Raw genomic sequence first — 21,204 nt, forward strand, 5'->3', positions numbered from 1 at the left:
GTTTCTGAGTTGAGGAATCACACGTAATGAGCGATATGGCAGAGCGCCTCGCGCTACATGAATTCACGGAAAACGCCTACCTGAACTACTCCATGTACGTCATCATGGACAGGGCGTTGCCGTTTATCGGGGATGGCCTGAAGCCCGTTCAGCGCCGCATCGTCTATGCGATGTCCGAACTGGGGCTGAACGCCACCGCCAAGTTTAAGAAATCCGCCCGTACCGTCGGTGACGTACTGGGTAAATACCATCCGCACGGCGACAGCGCCTGTTATGAAGCGATGGTGCTGATGGCGCAGCCGTTCTCTTACCGCTACCCGCTGGTGGACGGGCAGGGGAACTGGGGTGCGCCGGACGATCCGAAATCCTTCGCGGCGATGCGTTATACCGAATCCCGCCTCTCTAAATATGCCGAAGTGCTGCTGGGCGAGCTGGGTCAGGGAACCGTTGACTGGGTGCCGAACTTCGACGGTACGATGCAGGAGCCGAAGATGCTGCCTGCGCGTCTGCCGAACATCCTGCTGAACGGTACCACCGGTATCGCGGTCGGTATGGCGACGGACATTCCGCCGCACAACCTGCGTGAAGTGGCGAAAGCCGCTATTACCCTGATTGAGCAGCCGAAAGCGACGCTCGACGAGCTGCTGGATATCGTGCAGGGGCCAGATTTCCCGACCGAAGCCGAGATCATCACCTCGCGCGCGGAAATCCGCAAAATCTACCAGAACGGTCGCGGCTCCGTGCGTATGCGCGCGGTGTGGAATAAAGAGGACGGCGCCGTGGTGATCACCGCGCTGCCGCATCAGGTTTCCGGTGCCAAAGTGCTGGAGCAGATCGCCTCCCAGATGCGCAATAAAAAGCTGCCGATGGTGGACGACCTGCGCGATGAATCGGATCACGAGAACCCGACCCGTCTGGTGATCGTGCCGCGCTCCAATCGCGTGGACATGGAGCAGGTGATGAACCACCTGTTTGCCACCACCGATCTGGAAAAAAGCTACCGCATCAACCTGAACATGATTGGCCTCGACGGACGCCCGGCGGTGAAAAACCTGCTGGAGATCCTCACCGAATGGCTGACCTTCCGCCGCGATACGGTCCGCCGTCGTCTGAACCATCGTCTGGAGAAAGTGCTTAAGCGCCTGCATATCCTCGAAGGTTTGCTGGTGGCGTTCCTCAATATCGACGAAGTGATTGAGATCATCCGTACCGAGGACGAACCGAAGCCGGCGCTGATGTCGCGCTTTGGCATCAGCGAAACCCAGGCCGAAGCGATCCTCGAACTGAAGCTGCGCCATCTCGCCAAACTGGAAGAGATGAAGATCCGCGGCGAGCAGAACGAGCTGGAAAAAGAGCGCGATCAGCTGCAGGCGATCCTCGCGTCCGAGCGCAAGATGAACACCCTGCTGAAGAAAGAGCTGCAGGCCGATGCAGACGCCTTCGGCGACGACCGTCGTTCTCCGCTGCACGAGCGCGAAGAAGCGAAGGCCATGAACGAGCACGACATGCAGCCGTCCGAGCCGGTGACCATTGTTCTGTCGCAGAGCGGCTGGGTGCGTAGCGCCAAAGGCCACGATATCGACGCGCCGGGGCTGAGCTACAAAGCGGGCGACAGCTTCAAAGCGGCGGTGAAAGGCAAGAGCAACCAGCCGGTGGCGTTTATCGACTCCACCGGCCGCAGCTACGCCATCGACCCGATTACGCTGCCTTCCGCGCGCGGGCAGGGCGAGCCGCTCACCGGCAAGCTGACGCTGCCGCCGGGGGCGACGGTTGACCATATGCTGATGGAAGCCGATGACCAGAAGCTGCTGCTGGCCTCCGATGCGGGCTACGGCTTTATCTGTACCTTTAACGACCTGGTCTCCCGTAACCGTGCCGGTAAGGCGCTGATTAGCCTGCCGGACAACGCCCACGTAATGGCGCCGCTGGTGATTGAGAACGAAAGCGACATGCTGCTGGCGATCACCACCGCCGGACGTATGCTGATGTTCCCGGTCAGCGATCTGCCGGAGCTGTCGAAAGGCAAGGGCAACAAGATCATCAACATCCCGTCGGCGGAAGCCGCGAAAGGCGAAGATGGCCTGGCGCACCTCTTCCTCCTGCCGCCGCAGAGCACGCTGACCATTCACGTCGGCAAGCGTAAGATCAAGCTTCGTCCGGAAGAGCTGCAGAAAGTGGTGGGTGAGCGCGGTCGCCGCGGCTCGCTGATGCGCGGCCTGCAGCGCATCGACCGCGTGGAGATTGACTCTCCTGCACGCAGCACCGCGGGTGACAGCGAAGAGTAATGTCGTGATATCCCCCTCTGCCCGGAGGGGGAGTTTCAATAAAATTTCCCGTAAAATCGTTGTTAATTCGTGCGTTGCGATTAACAATACGCGCTCGTAATAAAGTCCTTACCTGGCCACAGGTGAAGTATAATTGTCAGCTGTTGGGGCTTCAGAGGTCGCTATGCTATATATTGTTCGTCTTATTCTTACCGTTATCTACTGCATTCTGGTCTGTATTTTCGGCTGCATCTATTGCCTGTTCAGTCCGCGTAATCCTAAGCATGTTGCCACCTTCGGCCATATGTTCGGTCGCCTTGCGCCGCTGTTTGGTCTGAAGGTTGAAAAACGTCTGCCTGAAGGGGCGGAGAATTTCGGTAACGCCATCTATATCGCCAACCATCAGAACAATTACGATATGGTGACCGCCGCAAATATCGTTTTGCCACCGACCGTGACGGTGGGGAAAAAAAGCCTGCTGTGGATCCCGTTTTTTGGCCAGCTGTACTGGCTGACCGGTAACCTGCTGATCGACCGTAATAACCGTGCGAAAGCGCACAGCACCATTGCGGAAGTGGTCAATCATTTTAAAAAGCGCAGAATCTCAATCTGGATGTTCCCGGAAGGAACGCGCAGCCGCGGCCGCGGCCTGCTGCCGTTTAAAACCGGTGCGTTTCATGCCGCAATTGCGGCAGGTGTTCCAATTATTCCTGTGTGCGTTTCCAATACTTCGAATAAGATTAATCTTAACCGCCTGAATAACGGGCTGGTGATTGTCGAAATGCTGCCACCCGTCGATACCAGCAAATACGGTAAAGACCAGGTGCGCGAGCTGGCAGCGCACTGCCGTGAGCTGATGGCTCAGCATATTGCGCAGCTCGACAAAGAAGTCGCAGAGAGAGAAGCCGCCGGTAAGATTTAATCCGGCGTTGAAGGGAAAACGAATTCCCGCGTTGTTAGTCGTTTCAGATGGAGCTTATATGTCACTCAGTCGGCGTCAGTTTATTCAGGCTTCCGGGATCGCCCTTTGTGCGGGTGCGATGCCGCTGACAGCCAGCGCCGCCGGGCAGCAACAGCCGCTGCCCATTCCGCCATTAATTGAATCCCGTCGCGGTCAGCCGCTTTTCCTGACGCTGCAGCGTAGCCACTGGTCCTTTACCCAGGGGACGCGCGCGCCGGTCTGGGGCATTAACGGACGTTACCTTGGGCCGACCATACGCGTGTGGAATGGCGATGACGTAAAGCTCATCTACAGTAACCGTACCCCTGAAAATGTCGCCATGACCATCAGCGGCCTGCAGGTGCCTGGCCCGTTAATTGGCGGCGCGGCGCGAATGATGTCTCCCAGCGCCGACTGGGCGCCCGTTCTGCCGATTCGCCAGAGCGCGGCCACCCTGTGGTATCACGCCAACACGCCTAACCGCACGGCGCAGCAGGTTTATAATGGCCTGGCCGGAATGTGGCTGGTGGAAGATGAGGTCAGCAAATCCCTGCCGATCCCGAACCACTACGGCGTGGATGACTTCCCGGTTATCATCCAGGACAAGCGTCTGGATAATTTCGGTACGCCGGAATACAGCGAGCCGGGCAGCGGTGGCTTCGTCGGCGATACGCTGTTGGTCAACGGCGCGCAAAGCCCGTATGTCGAGGTCTCGCGAGGCTGGGTGCGCCTGCGCCTGCTCAACGCGTCCAACTCGCGCCGCTATCAGCTGCAAATGAGCGATGGCCGTCCGCTGCACGTGATCTCCGGCGACCAGGGCTTTTTACCGGCGCCGGTTTCCGTCAAACAGCTGGCGCTCTCGCCGGGCGAACGTCGCGAAGTTCTCATTGATATGACCAATGGGGATGAAGTGTCTGTCACCTGCGGTGAAGCGGCCAGCATTGTGGACCGCATTCGCGGGTTCTTTGAACCGTCGAGTATTCTTGTCTCGACTCTGGTGCTGACCCTGCGCCCGACCGGCCTGCTGCCGCTGGTGACCGATAGCCTGCCAATGCGCCTGCTGCCGCAGGAGATCATGAGCGGCTCGCCGGTGCGCAGCCGTGATATCAGCCTGGGCGATGACCCGGGCATCAACGGCGCGCTGTGGGACGTTAACCGCATCGACATTACCGCGCAGCAGGGCACCTGGGAGCGCTGGACGGTCCGTTCAGATATGCCGCAGTCGTTCCATATTGAAGGGGTGGCATTCCTGATCCGCAACGTCAACGGCGCGATGCCGTTCCCGGAAGATCGCGGCTGGAAAGATACCGTCTGGGTGGACGGCCAGGTTGAACTGCTTGTCTATTACGGTCAGCCTTCGTGGCCGCACTTCCCGTTCCTGTTCCACAGCCAGACGCTGGAGATGATGGACAGGGGCTCCGTGGGGCAGATGCTGATCAACCCCGCACCTTAACCCCAACATTCCCGGTTCGCCGGGAATGTTTTATGCCCGCCAGAAAAAGCGCGAGAACAGAATCAGTACCGGGTAAATTTCCAGACGCCCTAAGATCATCGCCGCACACATCAGCATTTTTGCCCCCTCGGTTAACGTGCCAAACGTCGACGCCGTCTCGCCAAACCCCAGCCCCATGTTGTTGATGCAGGCGGCAACCGTTGCGAATGAGGTAAACAGGTCGTAGCCCATCAGATTGAGCGACCAGACAAAAAAGCCCGTGATCATGACGTAGAGAAAAAAGAAGCTCCATACCGAGCGCAGGACGCGTTCATTCACCACGCTTTTGCCCACCTTAATGCTCAGCAGCGCTCTCGGATGCGCCAGCTGGTTCATCTCCTGAATACTCTGCTTGAACATAATGAGAAAACGCAGGGCTTTGATCCCGCCGCAGGTCGAGCCTACGCAGCCGCCAAAAAAGCTGGCGCTCAACAGCAGGAAGATAGTGTGTGCGGGCCATTTGGCATAGTCGGCGGTCGAAAGGCCGTTATCGGTCATCATCGAGCTGGCAAGGAAGAAGGCGTGCACCAGGCTATCCGTGGCGTTGTACATCCCGGCATGCCAGACCTGCCAGGCGGTGATGACAATAATCACCGCGGCGGCGCTCAGAAAGAATTTAACCTCCGGGCTGCGGCGAATCGGTTTCAGGGTGCGTCTGACAATGGCGACGTACCAGAGAGTGAAGTTGAACGCGGAGAGCAGTGAAAACGCCCCGGCGACCAGCTCAATCGCGTGGCTGTCATAAAACCCAATGCTCTCGCTGCGGGTGGAGAACCCGCCCAACGACACGGTCGACAGCCCGTGACAGAGGGCGTCAAAAAATGACATTCCCGCCAGCCAGTAGGCCAGGGTGCATGCCACGCCCAGCGCGAAGTAGGTCACCCACAGCGTCCGCGCGGTATCGGCAAGGCGGGGAGTCAGACGCTCCTCCTTGAACGGCCCCGGCATCTCTGACTGATAGAGCTTCATGCCGCCGATGCCCAGCAGCGGCAGGACCGCGACGGCCAGCACGATGACGCCTAACCCGCCGATAAAATTCAGCTGTGCGCGGTAATAAAGGTAAGACTTAGGCAGGGCGCTGACGTCCCCGATCACCGTTGCCCCGGTGGTGGTGATCCCGGAAACCCCTTCAAAGAGCGCGTCGGCAAAGGAGAGCTGTAGCCCGTCATCCATCCAGAGCGGCATGGCGCTAATGAATGAAAACAGCAGCCAGAACAGCACGATAATCACAAACCCGTCGCGGGTGCGAAGCTGTATGCCGGCGTGACGGGTTGCCCGCCAGGTTAGCCCTCCGAGAGTAAAAAAGGTTAAAAAGGTGGTCAGGAAGGCAAAGTAGGTCCGCTCTTTATTCAGCAGGGCGATCACCATCGGAGGCAGCATGGAAAGGCTGTACAGCAGAACCAGAAAACCGCAGAGGTGAAGGACAACCCGCAGCTGGGATACATGTAACGAATCGTTGGGCTTCACGACAGAGCTCCGCGCAATAACACGTTCCGGGGCAACTCACCGGAAAATATAGTGAATATTATGATTCAAAATTATCAGGGCGCCGTATTTTAACGACTTCCACGAATATCTGCCTGCTTCCTGCATCCTTTTCTTCAAATCTGGCGGATGAACAGCGTATAATCCCGCTCCTTTTGTCTATTTTTTCTTCGGAAGCATTATGAGCGCAATTTCCCTGATCCAGCCGGATCGTGACCTCTTCTCCTGGCCTCAGTACTGGGCGGCCTGCTTTGGACCGGCGCCATTCCTGCCGATGTCCAGGGAAGAGATGGACCAACTGGGCTGGGACAGCTGCGACATCATTCTGGTCACGGGCGATGCCTACGTTGACCATCCGAGCTTCGGCATGGCCATCTGTGGCCGTATGCTTGAGGCGCAGGGCTTCCGCGTGGGGATCATCTCCCAGCCTGACTGGAACAGCAAAGACGACTTTATGCGTCTGGGTAAACCGAACCTGTTCTTCGGCGTCACCGCAGGCAACATGGACTCGATGATCAACCGCTATACCGCCGACCGCAAGCTGCGCCATGACGACGCCTACACGCCGGATAACGTGGCGGGTAAACGCCCCGACCGCGCAACCCTGGTCTATACCCAGCGCTGTAAAGAAGCCTGGAAAGACGTCCCGGTGATCCTGGGCGGCATCGAGGCGAGCCTGCGCCGCACCGCGCACTACGACTACTGGTCAGATACCGTTCGCCGCTCGGTGCTGGTGGATTCCAAAGCCGACATGCTGATTTACGGTAACGGCGAGCGTCCGCTGGTGGAAGTGGCGCACCGTCTGTCGCAGGGTGAGCCGGTGAGCAGCATCCGCGACGTGCGCAATACCGCCATTATGGTGAAAGAGGCGCTGCCGGGCTGGAGCGGGGTGGATTCCCGCATCATTGATATGCCGGGCAAAATCGACCCGATCCCGCATCCGTACGGTGAAGATCTGCCGTGTGCCGATAACAAGCCGGTTGAGCCGAAAAAAGCGGAAGCGAAGTCAATCGTTGTGCAGCCGCCGCGCCCGAAACCGTGGGAAAAGACCTACGTGCTGCTGCCGTCCTACGAGAAGGTGAAAGCCGACAAGGTGCTCTACGCGCACGCGTCCCGTATTCTGCACCATGAAACCAACCCGGGCTGCGCCCGCGCGCTGATGCAGAAGCACGGCGAGCGCTTTATCTGGATTAACCCGCCGGCGATCCCGCTCTCCACCGAAGAGATGGACAGCGTCTTTGCGCTGCCGTACAAGCGCGTGCCGCACCCGGCGTACGGTAACGCCCGTATCCCGGCGTATGAGATGATCCGCTTCTCGATCAACATCATGCGCGGCTGCTTCGGCGGCTGTTCGTTCTGCTCCATTACCGAACACGAAGGGCGTATTATCCAGAGCCGCTCTGAAGATTCGATCATCAATGAGATCGAAGCGATTCGCGACTCGGTGCCGGGCTTTACCGGCGTGATTTCCGACCTTGGCGGCCCAACCGCGAACATGTACATGCTGCGCTGCAAGTCGCCGCGCGCGGAGCAAACCTGCCGTCGCCTCTCCTGCGTCTATCCGAGCATTTGCGAGCATATGGACACTAACCACGAGCCGACGATCAACCTCTACCGCCGCGCGCGCGACCTGAAGGGCATCAAGAAGATCCTGATCGCGTCCGGGGTACGTTACGACATCGCTGTGGAAGATCCGCGCTACATCAAAGAGCTGGCAACGCACCACGTCGGCGGCTATCTGAAGATTGCGCCGGAGCACACCGAGGAAGGCCCGCTGTCGAAAATGATGAAGCCGGGCATGGGCAGCTACGATCGCTTTAAAGAGCTGTTCGATACCTATTCAAAGCAGGCGGGTAAAGAGCAGTACCTGATCCCATACTTCATCTCCGCCCACCCGGGCACGCGCGATGAGGACATGGTGAACCTGGCGCTGTGGCTGAAGCAGCGTCGCTTCCGCCTGGATCAGGTGCAGAACTTCTATCCGTCACCGCTCGCTAACTCGACGACCATGTATTACACCGGCAAGAACCCGCTGAGTAAGATTGGCTACAAGAGTGAAGAGGTGGTGGTGCCGAAAGGGGATAAACAGCGCCGTCTGCATAAAGCGCTGCTGCGCTACCACGATCCGAAAAACTGGCCGCTGATCCGTCAGGCGCTGGAAGAGATGGGTAAAAAACACCTGATCGGCTCGCGCCGCGACTGCCTGGTGCCGGCCCCGACGCTGGATGAGATGCGCGAAGCGCGTCGCCAGAACCGCAATACGCGCCCGGCGCTGACCAAGCACACGCCGATTGTGCATCAGCGTTCGAACGGTAATTCGAGTGTGAAGAAGCCCGTGAAGCGCAAAGCGTAAATAAAAAACCCCGGCAAGCCGGGGTTTTTATGTCGACACGTAGGCCGGGTAAGGCGAAGCCGCCACCCGGCTTTTTTACGCGATTACCCGCCAAACTGGTCCGGGTCCGGCCCAAGCCGTTTACCCTTATCCAGCTTCGCAATCTCACCCAGCTCTTCTTTGTCCAGACGGAAATCCCAGACGTCGAAGTTCTCGGCGATGCGCGATGGCGTGACCGATTTCGGGATGACCACCAGGCCGTTGTCCAGATGCCAGCGAATGACGATTTGCGCCGGGGTTTTACCGTATTTATCCGCCAGCTCACGGATAATCTTTTGATCAAACACCCCTTCGCCGCCCTGCGCCAGCGGGCTCCAGGACTCGGTCTGGATTTTATGCGTAGCGTTCCAGGCGTGTAGCTGGCGCTGCTGCATCAGCGGGTGCAGCTCGATCTGGTTAATCACTGGCGCAACGCCCGTTTCGTCAATCAGCCGCTGCAGGTGATGAACCTGGAAATTACAGACGCCGATGCTTTTCACCAGCCCCTCTTTCTGCAGTTCAATCATCCCTTTCCAGGCATCAACGTAGTGATCGATAGCCGGAACCGGCCAGTGCATCAGCCAGAGATCGACGAAATCGAGCTGGAGTTTCTCCAGGCTCTCCTCCAGCGCTTCGCGGGGACGTTTTTGATCGTCGTTCCACAGTTTCGTGGTGATGAATAACTCATCGCGGGGGACGCCAGCGCTGGCCAGTGCCTTACCCACGCCGTCCTCGTTTTTATATGCGGCGGCGGTATCAATGGACCGATAGCCGACTTCCAGGGCTTTATGAATGGCGGAGACGACCTCGTCGTTACCGGCTTTCCATACACCTAGCCCCAGCTGGGGCATCACGTTGCCGTCCTGCAGCTTGATTACGGTTTGGTTTGCCATTTTTCCTCCTTCAGGTGCGCATCGCCGGAGGGTTCCTCCGGCGATGGGTTGTGCATTAAGTCTGGACGAAATGTCAAAAAACGAAAGTCGGGAGGGCAAAAACGCTTAGCGTGCCGCTTCGTAGATGCGACGGCTCACGTCGAGCGTAATATCGCCGTGTTCGCCCAGGTGGGTCATGCCGTGCTCTTCGAGTTTCGCCAGCAGGGCAGGGATGGAGCTGCCGTCCAGGCCGTAGCCGGACAGACGCGTTGGCACGCCCAGACCTTCAAAGAAGCTTCGGGTCGCTTCGATGGCGGCATCAATACGCGCATCGTCAGAACCCTCGGTGATGTTCCACACGCGTTCTGCGTACTGCAGCAGCTTGGCGCGCTTGGTATCCCGTTTTTCGTTCCACAGCGCAGGCAGCACAACGGCCAGCGTCTGAGCGTGGTCCAGACCGTGCATCGCCGTCAGCTCGTGGCCCAGCATATGGGTTGCCCAGTCCTGCGGCACGCCAGCCCCGATCAGGCCGTTCAGCGCCTGCGTTGCCGCCCACATGACGTTGGCACGAACGTCGTAGTTTTCCGGTTCTTTCAGCGCTATCGGACCTTCTTCGACGAGCGTCAGCAGAATGCCTTCCGCGAAGCGATCCTGAATTTTGGCATCTACCGGATACGTGACGTACTGCTCAACGGTATGAACAAAGGCATCGACCACGCCGTTCGCCACCTGACGCGCAGGCAGGGTGTAGGTGTAAACCGGATCCAGGATCGCGAACACAGGCTGAACGTGTTCGTTCATAAAGGCCTGTTTGTCGCCGGTCGTTTTACGGGAGATCACCGCGCCCTTGTTGGATTCAGAACCGGTGGCCGGCAGGGTCAGCACGGAGCCCATCGGGATGGCGCTTTTAATGTCGCTGCCGCGGGTTTCCAGAATGTGCCACGGATCGATGCCGTCAGCGTAGTGCGCTGCCGCCGCGATGAATTTGGTGCCGTCCAGCACGGAGCCGCCGCCGACGGCCAGCAGGAAGGTGATATTTTCTTCGCGGGCAATTTTCACCGCGTTCATTAGCGTTTCGTAAGACGGGTTTGGCTCGATGCCGCCGAACTCACGCACGTCCAGACCGTCCAGGGCGCTGTAAACCCGATCCAGCACGCCGGTTTTTTTCACGCTGCCGCCACCGTAGGTGATCAGTACGCGGGCGTCAGCGGGGATCTGCGCGCGCAGATCGGCGATAGCGTCTTTACCAAACAGAATGCGGGTTGGGGTGTGAAGATTAAAGTTGTTCATTGCTCGTTCCCTTTAGTGGGTGAAAAACCGTGGTGGCGCAGAGGGCGACCTGATGCTGCACATTGTGTCTGTCCGGGGCTATCCTCTCAATGCACATTCCTGCCGATGTCTTGCCCATTTCTACAGAGCGCTGGAGAAAGCGCGGAAAACGACGCACACTGTCAACTTCGGAAACCGTACCCGGAGTAACGTAATATGAACCGTGAAGCGATCTGCCATCAGCTCACTGCGCAGATTAAAAGACTGATAGATAAAGAAAATGGTGTCAGCGATCTGCTTCCTGACATTCGCCTGCTCTACGGCACGCAGCCCGGGACGCGCACGCCGGTCATGTACCAGCCGGGCATCGTTTTTCTCTTCTCGGGCCATAAAATTGGCTATATCAACGAGCGCGTGTTCCGCTACGACACCAATGAATATCTGCTCCTGACGGTACCTTTACCCTTCGAATGTGAAACCTTCGCGACAGAGGCCGTTCCGCTGGCCGGTATTCGCGTCAACGTCGATATTCTTCAGCTGCAGGAGCTGCTGATGGATATTGGCGAAGACGAATTCTTCCAGCCGTCTATGGCGTCGAGCGGGATTAACTCGGCGACGCTGTCGGAAGAGATCCTCTGCGCCATTGAACGTCTGCTGGACGTGATGGAAAGGCCGCTGGACGCGCGTATTCTGGGCAAACAGATCGTCCGCGAAATTCTCTACCACGTGCTGCTAGGCCCGGGCGGCGGGGCGTTACTGGCTCTGGTGAGCCGACAGACCCACTTCAGCCTGATAAGCCGCGTGCTCAAGCGTATCGAAAGCCAGTACACGGAAAACCTCAGCGTCGACCAGCTGGCGGCGGAAGCGAACATGAGCGTCTCGGCGTTTCACCATAACTTCAAGTCGGTAACCAGCACCTCGCCGCTGCAGTACCTTAAAACCTACCGGCTGCATAAGGCGCGGATGCTGATGATCCACGACGGCATGAAGGCCAGCGCGGCGGCGATGCGGGTGGGTTACGAAAGTGCGTCGCAGTTCAGTCGGGAGTTTAAGCGCTATTTCGGCGTTACGCCGGGAGAGGATGCGTCACGCATAAGAACGATGCAGGGAGCTTAAGCTTTTCCCCTCTCCCCTATGGGGAGAGGGTCAGGGTGAGGGGATCAGGCGCTGCAGTACTTCTTCTTAATCACCACCGCGATGGTTCCCACCAGTCCTGCCACCAGCAGGAACATCGGCAGCACCATCAGGAAGGTCATCACCTGATCTTCATGGTGTTTCACAAAGGGGATCATATTCAGCGCATAGCCGAGCGTGGTGACCACACCCACCCACAGCAGAGCGCTCAGCCAGTTGAAGAACTGGAAGCGGCGGTTTGACAGACCGGAAATGCCCGCCATCGTAGGCAGAAGCGTGCGAACAAACGCGAGGAAACGCCCCGCCAGCAGTGCCAGCAGGCCGTGGCGATCGAACATGCAGGTCGCACGCTGATGATATTTATGCGGTAACTGCGCCAGCCAGCCTTTCACGACGCGGGTATTCCCGAGCCAGCGGCCCTGCAGATAGCTCAGCCAGCAGCCCAGGCTTGCTGCGGAAGTGAGAATAACCATCGTTGGCGTGAAGTCCATGACGCCTTTTCCGATTAACGCCCCGGCAAGTAAAAGCAGGCTGTCACCGGGTAAAAAAGAGGCTGGCAGTAATCCATTTTCCAGAAACAGAGTTGCGAACATCACGAGGTAAACGATACCGACGACGTGAGGATCCGCCAGCGCGGCAAAGTCGTGTTGCCAGAGCGCCGCGATAATATCTTGAATAACAGCCATGGACTTTCCTGTGGAACAGCAGATATAGCGCTATTGTACTCCCTTATTCGCCCGTCGGGTTTGATCCCGGGCGCAACTCAAGCAGACTTTTCTGCTTGCGGTGTCCACAAAAGCGTCCAGGGAGTACATTTTCAGCCAGCACTCTACACGATACGCTCGAACCCTGCTGCTAAATCGGCAATCAGATCGTCAACGTTTTCTAAACCGATATGCAGTCGAATCAGGGTGCCGCTGAAGTCCACTTCACCGCCGGGGCGCAGAGCCGCAACCTGTTCCGGCTGGTTAGGCAGGATCAGAGATTCAAAACCGCCCCAGGAGTAGGCCATGCTGAAGAGGGTAAAATTATCCAGATAGCTCGCCAGCTCGTCGTTATTTAGCCGCTTTTTCAGCACGAACGAGAACAGACCGCTGCTGCCCGTAAAGTCACGCTGCCAGAATTCGTGGCCTTTACTGCCCGATAGCGCGGGATGATTCACGCGCTCAACCAGCGGATGCTGCGCCAGCCATTCGGCCACCTTCAGGCTGCTTTCATGGTGCTGACGCAGGCGAACGCCCAGCGTGCGGAGTCCGCGGCTGGTCATGTAGGCCGTGTCTGCATCCACCATCTGGCCCATCAGGTAAGCATTTTCACGCAGCTGATCCCAGCAGCGCGCGTTGGAAACCGCGGTGCCAATCATGCCGTCAGAGTGGCCTATCAGGTATTTCGTCGCCGCCTGAATCGAGATATCAATGTCGAATTCCAGGGCTTTAAACAGCACGCCCGCCGCCCAGGTGTTGTCGATCATCACGATCGCCTCTGGGGCTTTGCTGCGCACGGCCTTCACGATAGCCGGCACGTCGTGAACTTCCATGGTGAGCGATCCCGGAGATTCCAGGAACACAATGCGCGTGTTTGGCTGAATAAGTTCGGCAATGCCTTCACCAACCAGCGGGTCGAACCAGCCGGTCGTTACGCCGAGCTTGCTGAGGATTTTGGTGCAGAAATCCTGGCTGGGCTCGTAGGCGGTGTTGGTCATCAGGATATGGTCGCCCTGTTCCACAAACGCCAGAATGGTGTTGGCGACCGCCGCCGCCCCGCACGGGAACAGCGCGCAGCCTGCGCCGCCTTCCAGCTCGCACATCGCTTCCTGAAGAGAGAAATGGGTTAGCGTGCCGCGACGGCCATAAAACAGCCCGCCTTTCGCGCGGTTGCGCGTGGCGATTTTTTTCTCCTCAACGGTATCAAACACCAGCGAGGAGGCTCGTTGAATCACGCTGTTGACCGATCCCTGCGTATATTTTTTGCTGCGTCCTGCCTGTACCAGCGTGGTATCAAGATGCTTCTTTGTCATGTTCGCTAACCCTGTTTTTATACGTCTGGACGTCCAGACTACCACGATTGGAAAAAACTGCACCCCGGGGCTTATCGAATAAGCAGAAAATATTAGCAAAAATTTGCATAAGAAATTTTTACTGCGTAAGCGCAAGGAAAGTGAACGAAAATTACGGCACCATGCAAATACTAATGAGAACTACTATCAATTCGACGGCGTTTTGATATTATTACGCTCAGATTTTGTGATTTGCGTCCTGGAGATACAGAGTGGGTAATAATTTGATGCAGACGGATCTCTCCGTTTGGGGCATGTATCAGCATGCTGACATCGTGGTTAAGATTGTGATGATCGGCCTGATTCTGGCGTCCGTTGTCACCTGGGCTATCTTCTTCAGCAAAAGCGCCGAGCTGCTTTCGCAGAAGCGTCGCCTTAAGCGGGAACAGCAGCAGCTGGCTGAAGCCCGCTCTCTGGATCAGGCTTCAGATATGACCTCATCCTTCCACGCGAAAAGCCTGACCACCCTGTTAGTGAACGAAGCGCAGAACGAGCTGGAACTCTCCGCTGGCAGTGAAGATAACGAAGGGATCAAAGAACGTACCGGTTTCCGCCTGGAGCGTCGCGTTGCGGCCGTTGGCCGACACATGGGACGCGGCAATGGCTATCTGGCGACCATCGGCGCGATCTCACCGTTCATCGGTCTTTTCGGAACGGTCTGGGGCATCATGAACAGCTTTATCGGTATCGCGCAGACCCAAACCACCAACCTGGCGGTCGTGGCGCCGGGTATCGCAGAAGCGCTGCTGGCGACGGCAATCGGTCTGGTCGCCGCTATCCCGGCGGTGGTTATCTACAACATCTTCGCACGCATGATTGGCAGCTACAAAGCCACGCTGGGTGATGTTGCCGCGCAGGTTCTGCTGCTGCAAAGCCGCGATCTCGACCTGAACGCCAGCTCGGTTAAGCCGGTGCACGCGGCGTCTAAACTGCGCGCAGGTTAAGAGTATGGCGATGCGTCTAAACGAAAATCTGGACGATAACGGCGAAATGCATGAAATCAACGTGACGCCGTTTATCGACGTCATGCTGGTTCTGCTGATTATCTTCATGGTGGCCGCGCCGCTGGCGACGGTGGATGTGAAGGTGAATCTGCCCGCCTCTTCCAGCCAGCCCCAGCCGCGCCCGGAGAAGCCTATCTACCTGTCGGTGAAAGCGGATAAATCAATGTTCCTCGGGAACGACCCGGTGACGGCCGACTCGGTCATCCCGGCGCTGGAGCAGCTTACGGGCGGTAAGAAAGACACCACGGTCTTCTTCCGCGCGGATAAAACCGTTGATTATGAAACCATGATGAAGGTAATGGACACGCTGCATCAGGCGGGTTACCTGAAGATTGGACTGGTCGGCGAAGAGAAAGCGGCCTCGAAGTGATAAAGAAGCTGGCGAAAGCCGGCTTTTTTTATGCCTGTCGGCTTAAGCGTTTTTATTATCCGTCGGTGCGGTAGAAGGGATTGCCAGCGCGTCCTCATCAAGCGCCACGCAGGTGACGTTTGAGGTACGGTACTCACCGTCGGACAGCTTGCGCGTCAGACGCAGGGTGGAGATTTCTCTGGCAAGCAGATACTGATAATTGGCCTCAAGACGTCCCAGAAGCTTCTCTTTCAGCTCGGGACGCTGCTCTATGATGGCGTTCATCACGGCACCGTAAATTTCTTCTTTGACCTGCAACGGATAAATTTCACGGCGATTCTGCCATTTCAGACGAACCAGCGTCGCCGGGATCGATACCAGGTCTTGCGTAATACGCGTCATCTCGTCATTTTTTGTGTTTCTCAGCGCCTCGAGATTTTGCTTTAAGATAAATTCATCACTTTTTTTATCATCTAAAGTCAAATAAACGTCGTTGTTTTTAACTTCTTTCACGTTAATCTTCCCCCAGGCTATAAAAGATTGGGTTGTTTTTTTCGCGCGTAATTAAATTAAGCCAAATTTCATTGCCCGCTTCATTAATTTCTTCGGTTTTTTCAGCCATTATTTGACTTAGTTTCTGGGAATCTATTTCACCCTCGGCCTGCAGGTCATTCAGCAGGTGGACAAAGGCTTCAATTTTTATGGCGCGAAATAAGCGATCTTTTATATGGCGATCGTGCTCTTCCAGCAACATATTTCGGGATTTGCCAGTTCGGGAAACACCAATTAATATATCGGGCTCGAAATCAGAGAGCTTTCTTTTCCCCTGAGTGAAACTGGCCTCTTTTTCTGCTTCCGTCGGTTGCTGTTCCACAGGCGTAATGTGGTACTTAGCCGGGACGAGATAGTCGGGCAGCATTTTTAATTTCCTTTATTTTCAACAGGGTGGGGTTGGTAAAGGCGTGAGATTCGTTGACAATATCATGAGGCAAATTTAAAATCAAAAAAAAAGGAGCCTACCCATGAACAGCATCTTTTTTACGGTCATCACATTACTATTACTGACCGCTGGTGTGCTTTTATTGATGCAGGAGTTCAATAAAACGAAAGTGTCGAAAGACACCAGTGAACCCCCGCAACCTGAACTGATGACAAAAGAGGAAGGGGAAGACCATTTCTCTGTATTGATGAACTCCGTTACGCCTGTCTGGTACTGGCGGGTGAACCACGAATATATCGACTTTTTACACGCGACAATTAAGCGCATGAAAATGTCGGAAATTAATGACACGCCTGGACTGTTTGAGGCGCAGCGTCGCTGTAGCGATCTGAATTCAGCAGTCTATAAATATTATGACAATATTAAAAAGCGCTGTCTTAACGGCGAGAAGGTCTCTTATTCCGATCTGGACGTATTAAATTTGCGTCAGTGTTTTCGCGAGTTCAGTCTGGAAGCCTATCCTGAACTGGTGGCGCTTGTCTGGCCGGAGTACGCACGTCCCGAGGTAAACCCAGACAACGTCTGAGTGACGTACCGTTGAGTTATTGCAAACAGTCAGCGCCGTTGAGATATACTGGGCGCTGGTTTCTTTTGCAAACAGGACTCTATGGAACGCTTTTTTGAAAATGCCATGTACGCCTCCCGCTGGATACTGGCCCCCGTCTATTTTGGCCTTTCGCTGGCACTTATCGCACTGACGATTAAGTTCTTTCAGGAAATCTGGCATGTTCTGCCGAACATTTTTTCTATTGCCGAAGCGGATTTGATTCTGGTTCTGCTGTCGCTGGTGGATATGACCCTGGTGGGCGGGCTGCTGGTGATGGTGATGTTCTCCGGCTACGAGAATTTTGTCTCCCAGCTCGATATCGACGAGCGTAAAGAGAAGCTCAGCTGGCTGGGCAAAATGGATGCTTCGTCGCTGAAGAATAAAGTGGCCGCGTCGATTGTGGCGATCTCCTCTATCCACCTGTTGCGCGTGTTTATGGACGCGAAGAACGTGCCGGATAACAAACTGATGTGGTACGTCATCATCCACCTGACGTTTGTGCTGTCTGCGTTTGTGATGGGGTATCTGGATAAGATCAGTAAGAAATAAAGTACACCTTACCCCTCACCCTAACCCTCTCCCCAAAGGGGCGAGGGGACCGCTCGGTGCGGCCTTTCTCCCTCTCCCTGTGGGAGAGGGCCGGGGTGAGGGCATCAGACAGCATTATTTATCCGACGACGCCTGCCACAGATTCAAAGCGCTTTCCCACTCTGCACTTATCACATCATAAATTGCATCACTAAGCGCGGGCCTAATGATTAACGGCAGCTGTGTGACCAGTGAAGCCACGCTAATTAAAAATGATCACAAAACGTTATAATTTCCCTCTTTCCTGCCGATAACGAGAGTAGTACTCGCCTCTGGGCGAACTCACCCTCACGGCAAGGAAGACTTATGAATATGCTCCGTAATTTCACGATCCGTTTCGTCATGCTGACGATTCTCGGGATCTTTTGTTTAATGTGGGCGGGCGTTGGGTTGTACAGCACCTGGTCCCTTTCTCGCGTATCGGATGGCAATGAAGTCGATCGCCAGCTGGTTAAACAGATGACGGTACTCAGCCAGGGTAACGATCAATATTTCCGCTTTGTGACCCGTCTGAGCCGTGCGATGGAAGACAAAGCCGCAGGCGGCACGCCGGATCTGTCCTCTGCCCAACAGGCGCTGGATAACATGGGCAAGAAACTGGCCGAGATGAAAGCGATCTCCCCAGGCCCGATGGACGAGCAGGTCTCTTCCCGGGTGATCGGCTCCTGGCAGGCGCTGCTTGAACAGGGCGTCACGCCGCAAATGCAGCAGGCGAAGCAGGGGGCTCTGGAGGGGTATCGCCAGCAGGCCAACAACGTCACGCCACCGCTGAGCCGCGCGTTCGGTGCGGCCGCTGAGGAGTTCAACAATGCCGCCGCGAAGTCGCTCGACAGTACCCGCGTGGTGGTGGACGGCCTGACAAGTATGACCCGCACGGTGATTATCGTCGCCACGATTATCGGCCTGCTGATCCTGCTCTTCACCGACCGTTATCTGGTGGCGATGCTGGTCAAACCGCTGGCTCGCATTCGCCAGCAGTTCCGCCAGATTGCCCAGGGCGATCTCAGCCAGCCCATTGAGCCGTTCGGCCGCAACTGCGTGGGGCAGCTGGTGCCGCTGCTGAGCGCGATGCAGGACAGCCTGCGCGAAGCGGTCAGCACGATTCGCTCCGGCAGTGAAAATATCTGGCGCGGCGCGACGGAAATCTCCAGCGGTAACAACGACCTCTCTTCCCGTACCGAAGAGCAGGCGGCTGCGCTGGAAGAGACGGCAGCCAGCATGGAACAGCTGACCGCCACGGTGAAACTGAACGCGGAAAGCGCGCGTCAGGCCAGCCAGCTGGCCGATGTCGCCTCAACTACCGCCAGCCGCGGCGGCTCGCTGGTGGAAGAGGTGGTGACCACCATGAGCGGTATTTCGGAAAGCTCGAAGAAAATTGCTGAAATCACCAACGTGATCAACAGCATTGCCTTCCAGACCAATATTCTGGCACTCAATGCGGCGGTTGAAGCGGCGCGTGCCGGCGAACAGGGGCGTGGTTTCGCGGTAGTGGCAGGCGAAGTTCGCAACCTGGCAAGCCGCAGCGCCAACGCGGCTAAAGAGATTGAAGGGCTGATTACCGATTCCGTTTCCCGCGTAGAGCAGGGTGCGCAGCTGGTGAGCGACACCGGCACCACCATGGATGCGATTTTGCGCGACGTGACGGAAGTGACAACCATCATGAAGCAAATCGCTTCCGCCTCTGAGGAGCAAAGCAAGGGTATTTCGCAGGTCGGGATTGCCATTACCCAGATGGACGGCGTTACCCAGCAAAACGCCTCGCTGGTTGAAGAGGTTTCTGCGGCAGCGGCGGCGCTGGAGCGCCAGACCGAAGAGCTTCAGCGCTCGGTGCAGAAGTTCCGCCTGACGGCATAACGCAACCTATAAGGCCGCCTTGTGCGGCCTTATATTATTAACGCCTTCCCCATTCAGCTCCTTCTGAAGCTGCTATTCTTTTGCTAACCCCCCTGACGTTCTGGGCTCTCTTCTCCGAGGTGTTGCTATGAACAGATCGTTATCTGTCATTCCTGTCCTTTCTTGCATTCTTCTGATGCTGTTCTCGGTTTCTGCCAGTGCGACCCAGCAGGCGCAGGAGCGGCGCGTGGCGCGTGATGTCAGGCAGGAAACCCGCGACGCGTCGCGGCAGGTGAAGCAGACCTGCGTGGCGAACAATAACCAGAGTAATCACGACTGCCGTCAGGACAAGCGTCAGATGAAACAGTCCGGAAGACAAAAAGCGCGGGACATTAAGTATTAATGCGGTTAACGGAAACTATTCAGGGATGAGGCACGAACAATAAACGAAAAGCATCATCGGGGATGTGATTCATGCCGGGCAAACGCAGCGTTGCCCGGCTGTATTTATCAGTGCGTCGCTTCACCAATCAGCGCGCCCGTGCCCGCACCAACGGCCGCACCTTTCAGCACGCTCTTGCCGGTAACCGCCGCGGCACCTGCGCCCACGGCAGCACCTACCGCGCCGCCCTTACGCGCGGCTTTACCTTTGCCGCCGTTTTTGAACATGGCACCTGTGCCTGCGCCCACGACGGCGCCGCCAACGGTCGATTTCAGATCTTTGCCCGTGGCCGCACCAATGGCCGCGCCTGCTACCGCGCCAGCGGCGGTTTTGTCGATAGCCATTCCCGAGGTGGAAAAAATGAGGGCGCTGATAACCAGCGTTGTTTTAATAAGTTTCATAACAGATCCTTTGTGACTGCTGTCGGTTGAGACGTCGTTTCTCACGCGAGAAAAACGTCCAGATAGTGCCAGCAATACCGGCTCACCCTTTAAGCTAATCATGCCCTGGGCAGGGATCTCAGTTGCCGGGCGGGGACCCGCCCGGCTGAACATTACGCCTGACGCTTATCTTCCGTATTGGTATCGAAGTCGCTCGCCGCGTGGCGTTCGTGGAGCTGCTCGTTCAGCTCGCCGCTGGTGCGGTTAACGATACGGCCGCGCTTAACGGCATGGCGATTCGCCACGTCTTTCGCCCAGCGCTGCACGTTTGTGTACTTCTCTGCATCGAGGAACTCGGCGGCGTTATAGACGCTGCCCAGCGCCACGCAGCCGAACCACGGCCAGATGGCGATATCCGCGATGGTGTACTCTTCACCCGCCACGTAGCGACCGCGCGCCAGCTGTTTATCCAGCACGTCGAACAGGCGCTTGGCTTCCATGGTGAAGCGGTCAATCGCGTATTCAATTTTTACCGGCGCGTAGTTGTAGAAGTGGCCAAAGCCGCCGCCGAGGAACGGCGCTGCGCCCTGCAGCCAGAACAGCCAGTTCAGGGTCTCGGTGCGTCCCGCCGGATCTTTCGGCAGGAAGTGACCGAATTTCTCTGCCAGATAGAGCAGGATATTGCCGGATTCAAAGACGCGCGTTGGCGGGTTCGTGGAGTGGTCACGCAGCGCCGGTATTTTCGAGTTCGGGTTCACCTCAACAAACCCGCTGGAGAACTGATCGCCCTCGCCGATGCGGATCAACCATGCGTCGTATTCTGCGCCCGTCACGCCCAGCGCCAGCAGCTCTTCGAGCATGATCGTCACTTTCTGACCGTTCGGTGTTCCGAGAGAGTAAAGCTGCAGCGGGTGGGAGCCCACGGGCAGATCTTTCTCATGGGTCGCGCCGGAAATCGGGCGGTTGATGTTGGCGAACGCGCCGCCGCCGTTCTTTTTCCATTCCCACACTTTTGGTGGCTGATACGTGTTGTCTGACATGTTGGCCTGCCTTTTGAGTGATGTGTTGAGGCAGTGTAGCAGGAGATTTGTGAAGCGTTTAACGAACTGAGCGTAATCGATCTGCCGCTATTCCTTCCGGCGCTTATATATATCAAATCCGGCATAAGCTTAATCGAA

Annotated in this window: 20 protein-coding genes; 11 read left to right on the forward strand and 9 right to left on the reverse strand. The window is 56.7% G+C overall.

Annotated elements, in window-relative coordinates; all coding sequences use genetic code 11:
* Window positions 1-26: 26 nt before the first annotated feature.
* From parC to ftsP, 3 genes are all read left to right on the forward strand, one after another.
* Entirely contained in the window at window positions 27-2,285 is a 2,259-nt protein-coding gene (parC, locus tag M2422_RS17920) for a DNA topoisomerase IV subunit A (RefSeq protein WP_029740706.1), read from the forward strand.
* Between the two features lie 163 nt (window positions 2,286-2,448).
* The gene (gene plsC / locus M2422_RS17925; protein ID WP_023333413.1) at window positions 2,449-3,186 is read left to right on the forward strand and encodes a 1-acylglycerol-3-phosphate O-acyltransferase; all 738 of its coding nucleotides are present in this window, start codon (window positions 2,449-2,451) and stop codon (window positions 3,184-3,186) included.
* A gap of 58 nt (window positions 3,187-3,244) precedes the next feature.
* Entirely contained in the window at window positions 3,245-4,657 is a 1,413-nt protein-coding gene (gene ftsP, locus M2422_RS17930) for a cell division protein FtsP (protein ID WP_033146650.1), read from the forward strand.
* Window positions 4,658-4,687: 30 nt separating this feature from the next.
* Here the strand turns inward: ftsP and M2422_RS17935 are convergent, their stop codons facing one another.
* Window positions 4,688-6,163 (reverse strand): TrkH family potassium uptake protein, encoded by a 1,476-nt coding sequence (locus M2422_RS17935; protein ID WP_064673311.1) that lies wholly within the window; start codon window positions 6,161-6,163, stop codon window positions 4,688-4,690.
* 199 nt (window positions 6,164-6,362) lie between these two features.
* Between M2422_RS17935 and M2422_RS17940 the strand changes: the two genes are divergently transcribed.
* On the forward strand, window positions 6,363-8,534 hold the full coding sequence (locus M2422_RS17940) for a YgiQ family radical SAM protein (RefSeq protein ID WP_064673310.1): 2,172 nt from the start codon (window positions 6,363-6,365) through the stop codon (window positions 8,532-8,534).
* Between the two features lie 83 nt (window positions 8,535-8,617).
* Here the strand turns inward: M2422_RS17940 and dkgA are convergent, their stop codons facing one another.
* Both dkgA and yqhD read right to left on the reverse strand, forming a co-directional pair.
* Window positions 8,618-9,445 (reverse strand): 2,5-didehydrogluconate reductase DkgA, encoded by an 828-nt coding sequence (gene dkgA, locus M2422_RS17945; RefSeq protein WP_023309179.1) that lies wholly within the window; start codon window positions 9,443-9,445, stop codon window positions 8,618-8,620.
* A 105-nt stretch (window positions 9,446-9,550) separates the two neighbouring features.
* A complete protein-coding gene (gene yqhD, locus M2422_RS17950; RefSeq protein WP_064673309.1) occupies window positions 9,551-10,714 on the reverse strand; it encodes an alcohol dehydrogenase in 1,164 nt (387 codons plus the stop codon).
* Between the two features lie 195 nt (window positions 10,715-10,909).
* On the opposite strand from yqhD, the gene M2422_RS17955 reads away from it, so the two are divergent.
* Window positions 10,910-11,809 carry an AraC family transcriptional regulator gene (locus M2422_RS17955; protein WP_033146645.1) on the forward strand — a complete coding sequence of 300 codons (900 nt, stop codon included), beginning with the start codon at window positions 10,910-10,912 and terminating at the stop codon, window positions 11,807-11,809.
* A gap of 44 nt (window positions 11,810-11,853) precedes the next feature.
* On the opposite strand, the gene yghB is transcribed toward M2422_RS17955, so the two are convergent.
* Both yghB and metC read right to left on the reverse strand, forming a co-directional pair.
* Window positions 11,854-12,513, reverse strand: a complete 660-nt coding sequence (yghB, locus tag M2422_RS17960; RefSeq protein ID WP_023309176.1) for a DedA family general envelope maintenance protein YghB — start codon at window positions 12,511-12,513, stop codon at window positions 11,854-11,856.
* A 143-nt stretch (window positions 12,514-12,656) separates the two neighbouring features.
* Complete coding sequence (metC, locus tag M2422_RS17965; protein WP_064673308.1) at window positions 12,657-13,844, reverse strand: cystathionine beta-lyase; 1,188 nt, start codon at window positions 13,842-13,844, stop codon at window positions 12,657-12,659.
* A gap of 251 nt (window positions 13,845-14,095) precedes the next feature.
* Here metC and exbB point away from each other — a divergent pair, with 251 nt between their 5' ends.
* Together exbB and exbD are read left to right on the forward strand one after the other, a co-directional pair.
* The gene (gene exbB / locus M2422_RS17970) at window positions 14,096-14,827 is read left to right on the forward strand and encodes a tol-pal system-associated acyl-CoA thioesterase (RefSeq protein WP_023333405.1); all 732 of its coding nucleotides are present in this window, start codon (window positions 14,096-14,098) and stop codon (window positions 14,825-14,827) included.
* Window positions 14,828-14,831: 4 nt separating this feature from the next.
* On the forward strand, window positions 14,832-15,257 hold the full coding sequence (gene exbD / locus M2422_RS17975; RefSeq protein ID WP_023309173.1) for a TonB system transport protein ExbD: 426 nt from the start codon (window positions 14,832-14,834) through the stop codon (window positions 15,255-15,257).
* Window positions 15,258-15,299: 42 nt separating this feature from the next.
* On the opposite strand, the gene M2422_RS17980 is transcribed toward exbD, so the two are convergent.
* Both M2422_RS17980 and M2422_RS17985 read right to left on the reverse strand, forming a co-directional pair.
* A complete protein-coding gene (locus tag M2422_RS17980) occupies window positions 15,300-15,749 on the reverse strand; it encodes a hypothetical protein (protein WP_064673307.1) in 450 nt (149 codons plus the stop codon).
* Window position 15,750: 1 nt separating this feature from the next.
* Window positions 15,751-16,155 carry a hypothetical protein gene (locus tag M2422_RS17985; protein WP_064673306.1) on the reverse strand — a complete coding sequence of 135 codons (405 nt, stop codon included), beginning with the start codon at window positions 16,153-16,155 and terminating at the stop codon, window positions 15,751-15,753.
* A 103-nt stretch (window positions 16,156-16,258) separates the two neighbouring features.
* Here M2422_RS17985 and M2422_RS17990 point away from each other — a divergent pair, with 103 nt between their 5' ends.
* The 4 genes from M2422_RS17990 to M2422_RS18005 all read left to right on the forward strand — a co-directional run bounded on the left by M2422_RS17990 (window position 16,259) and on the right by M2422_RS18005 (window position 19,607).
* Window positions 16,259-16,762: an ESA_00282 family adhesion-associated protein gene (locus tag M2422_RS17990; RefSeq protein ID WP_023309170.1), complete on the forward strand. Its 504-nt coding sequence runs from the start codon at window positions 16,259-16,261 to the stop codon at window positions 16,760-16,762.
* A gap of 81 nt (window positions 16,763-16,843) precedes the next feature.
* Window positions 16,844-17,332: a TIGR00645 family protein gene (locus tag M2422_RS17995; protein ID WP_023309169.1), complete on the forward strand. Its 489-nt coding sequence runs from the start codon at window positions 16,844-16,846 to the stop codon at window positions 17,330-17,332.
* A 345-nt stretch (window positions 17,333-17,677) separates the two neighbouring features.
* A complete protein-coding gene (locus M2422_RS18000) occupies window positions 17,678-19,225 on the forward strand; it encodes a methyl-accepting chemotaxis protein (RefSeq protein ID WP_064673305.1) in 1,548 nt (515 codons plus the stop codon).
* A gap of 127 nt (window positions 19,226-19,352) precedes the next feature.
* Window positions 19,353-19,607 (forward strand): hypothetical protein, encoded by a 255-nt coding sequence (locus M2422_RS18005; RefSeq protein WP_023309166.1) that lies wholly within the window; start codon window positions 19,353-19,355, stop codon window positions 19,605-19,607.
* A 107-nt stretch (window positions 19,608-19,714) separates the two neighbouring features.
* Here M2422_RS18005 and M2422_RS18010 read toward each other — a convergent pair whose 3' ends face one another.
* Both M2422_RS18010 and yghU read right to left on the reverse strand, forming a co-directional pair.
* Window positions 19,715-20,047 (reverse strand): hypothetical protein, encoded by a 333-nt coding sequence (locus M2422_RS18010; protein WP_029740720.1) that lies wholly within the window; start codon window positions 20,045-20,047, stop codon window positions 19,715-19,717.
* Window positions 20,048-20,199: 152 nt separating this feature from the next.
* Window positions 20,200-21,066 (reverse strand): glutathione-dependent disulfide-bond oxidoreductase, encoded by an 867-nt coding sequence (yghU, locus tag M2422_RS18015; protein WP_023309162.1) that lies wholly within the window; start codon window positions 21,064-21,066, stop codon window positions 20,200-20,202.
* Window positions 21,067-21,204 lie beyond the last annotated feature (138 nt).

Source organism: Enterobacter sp. SLBN-59 (genome assembly GCF_024807915.1).
Classification (GTDB): Bacteria; Pseudomonadota; Gammaproteobacteria; order Enterobacterales; family Enterobacteriaceae; genus Enterobacter; species Enterobacter asburiae_B.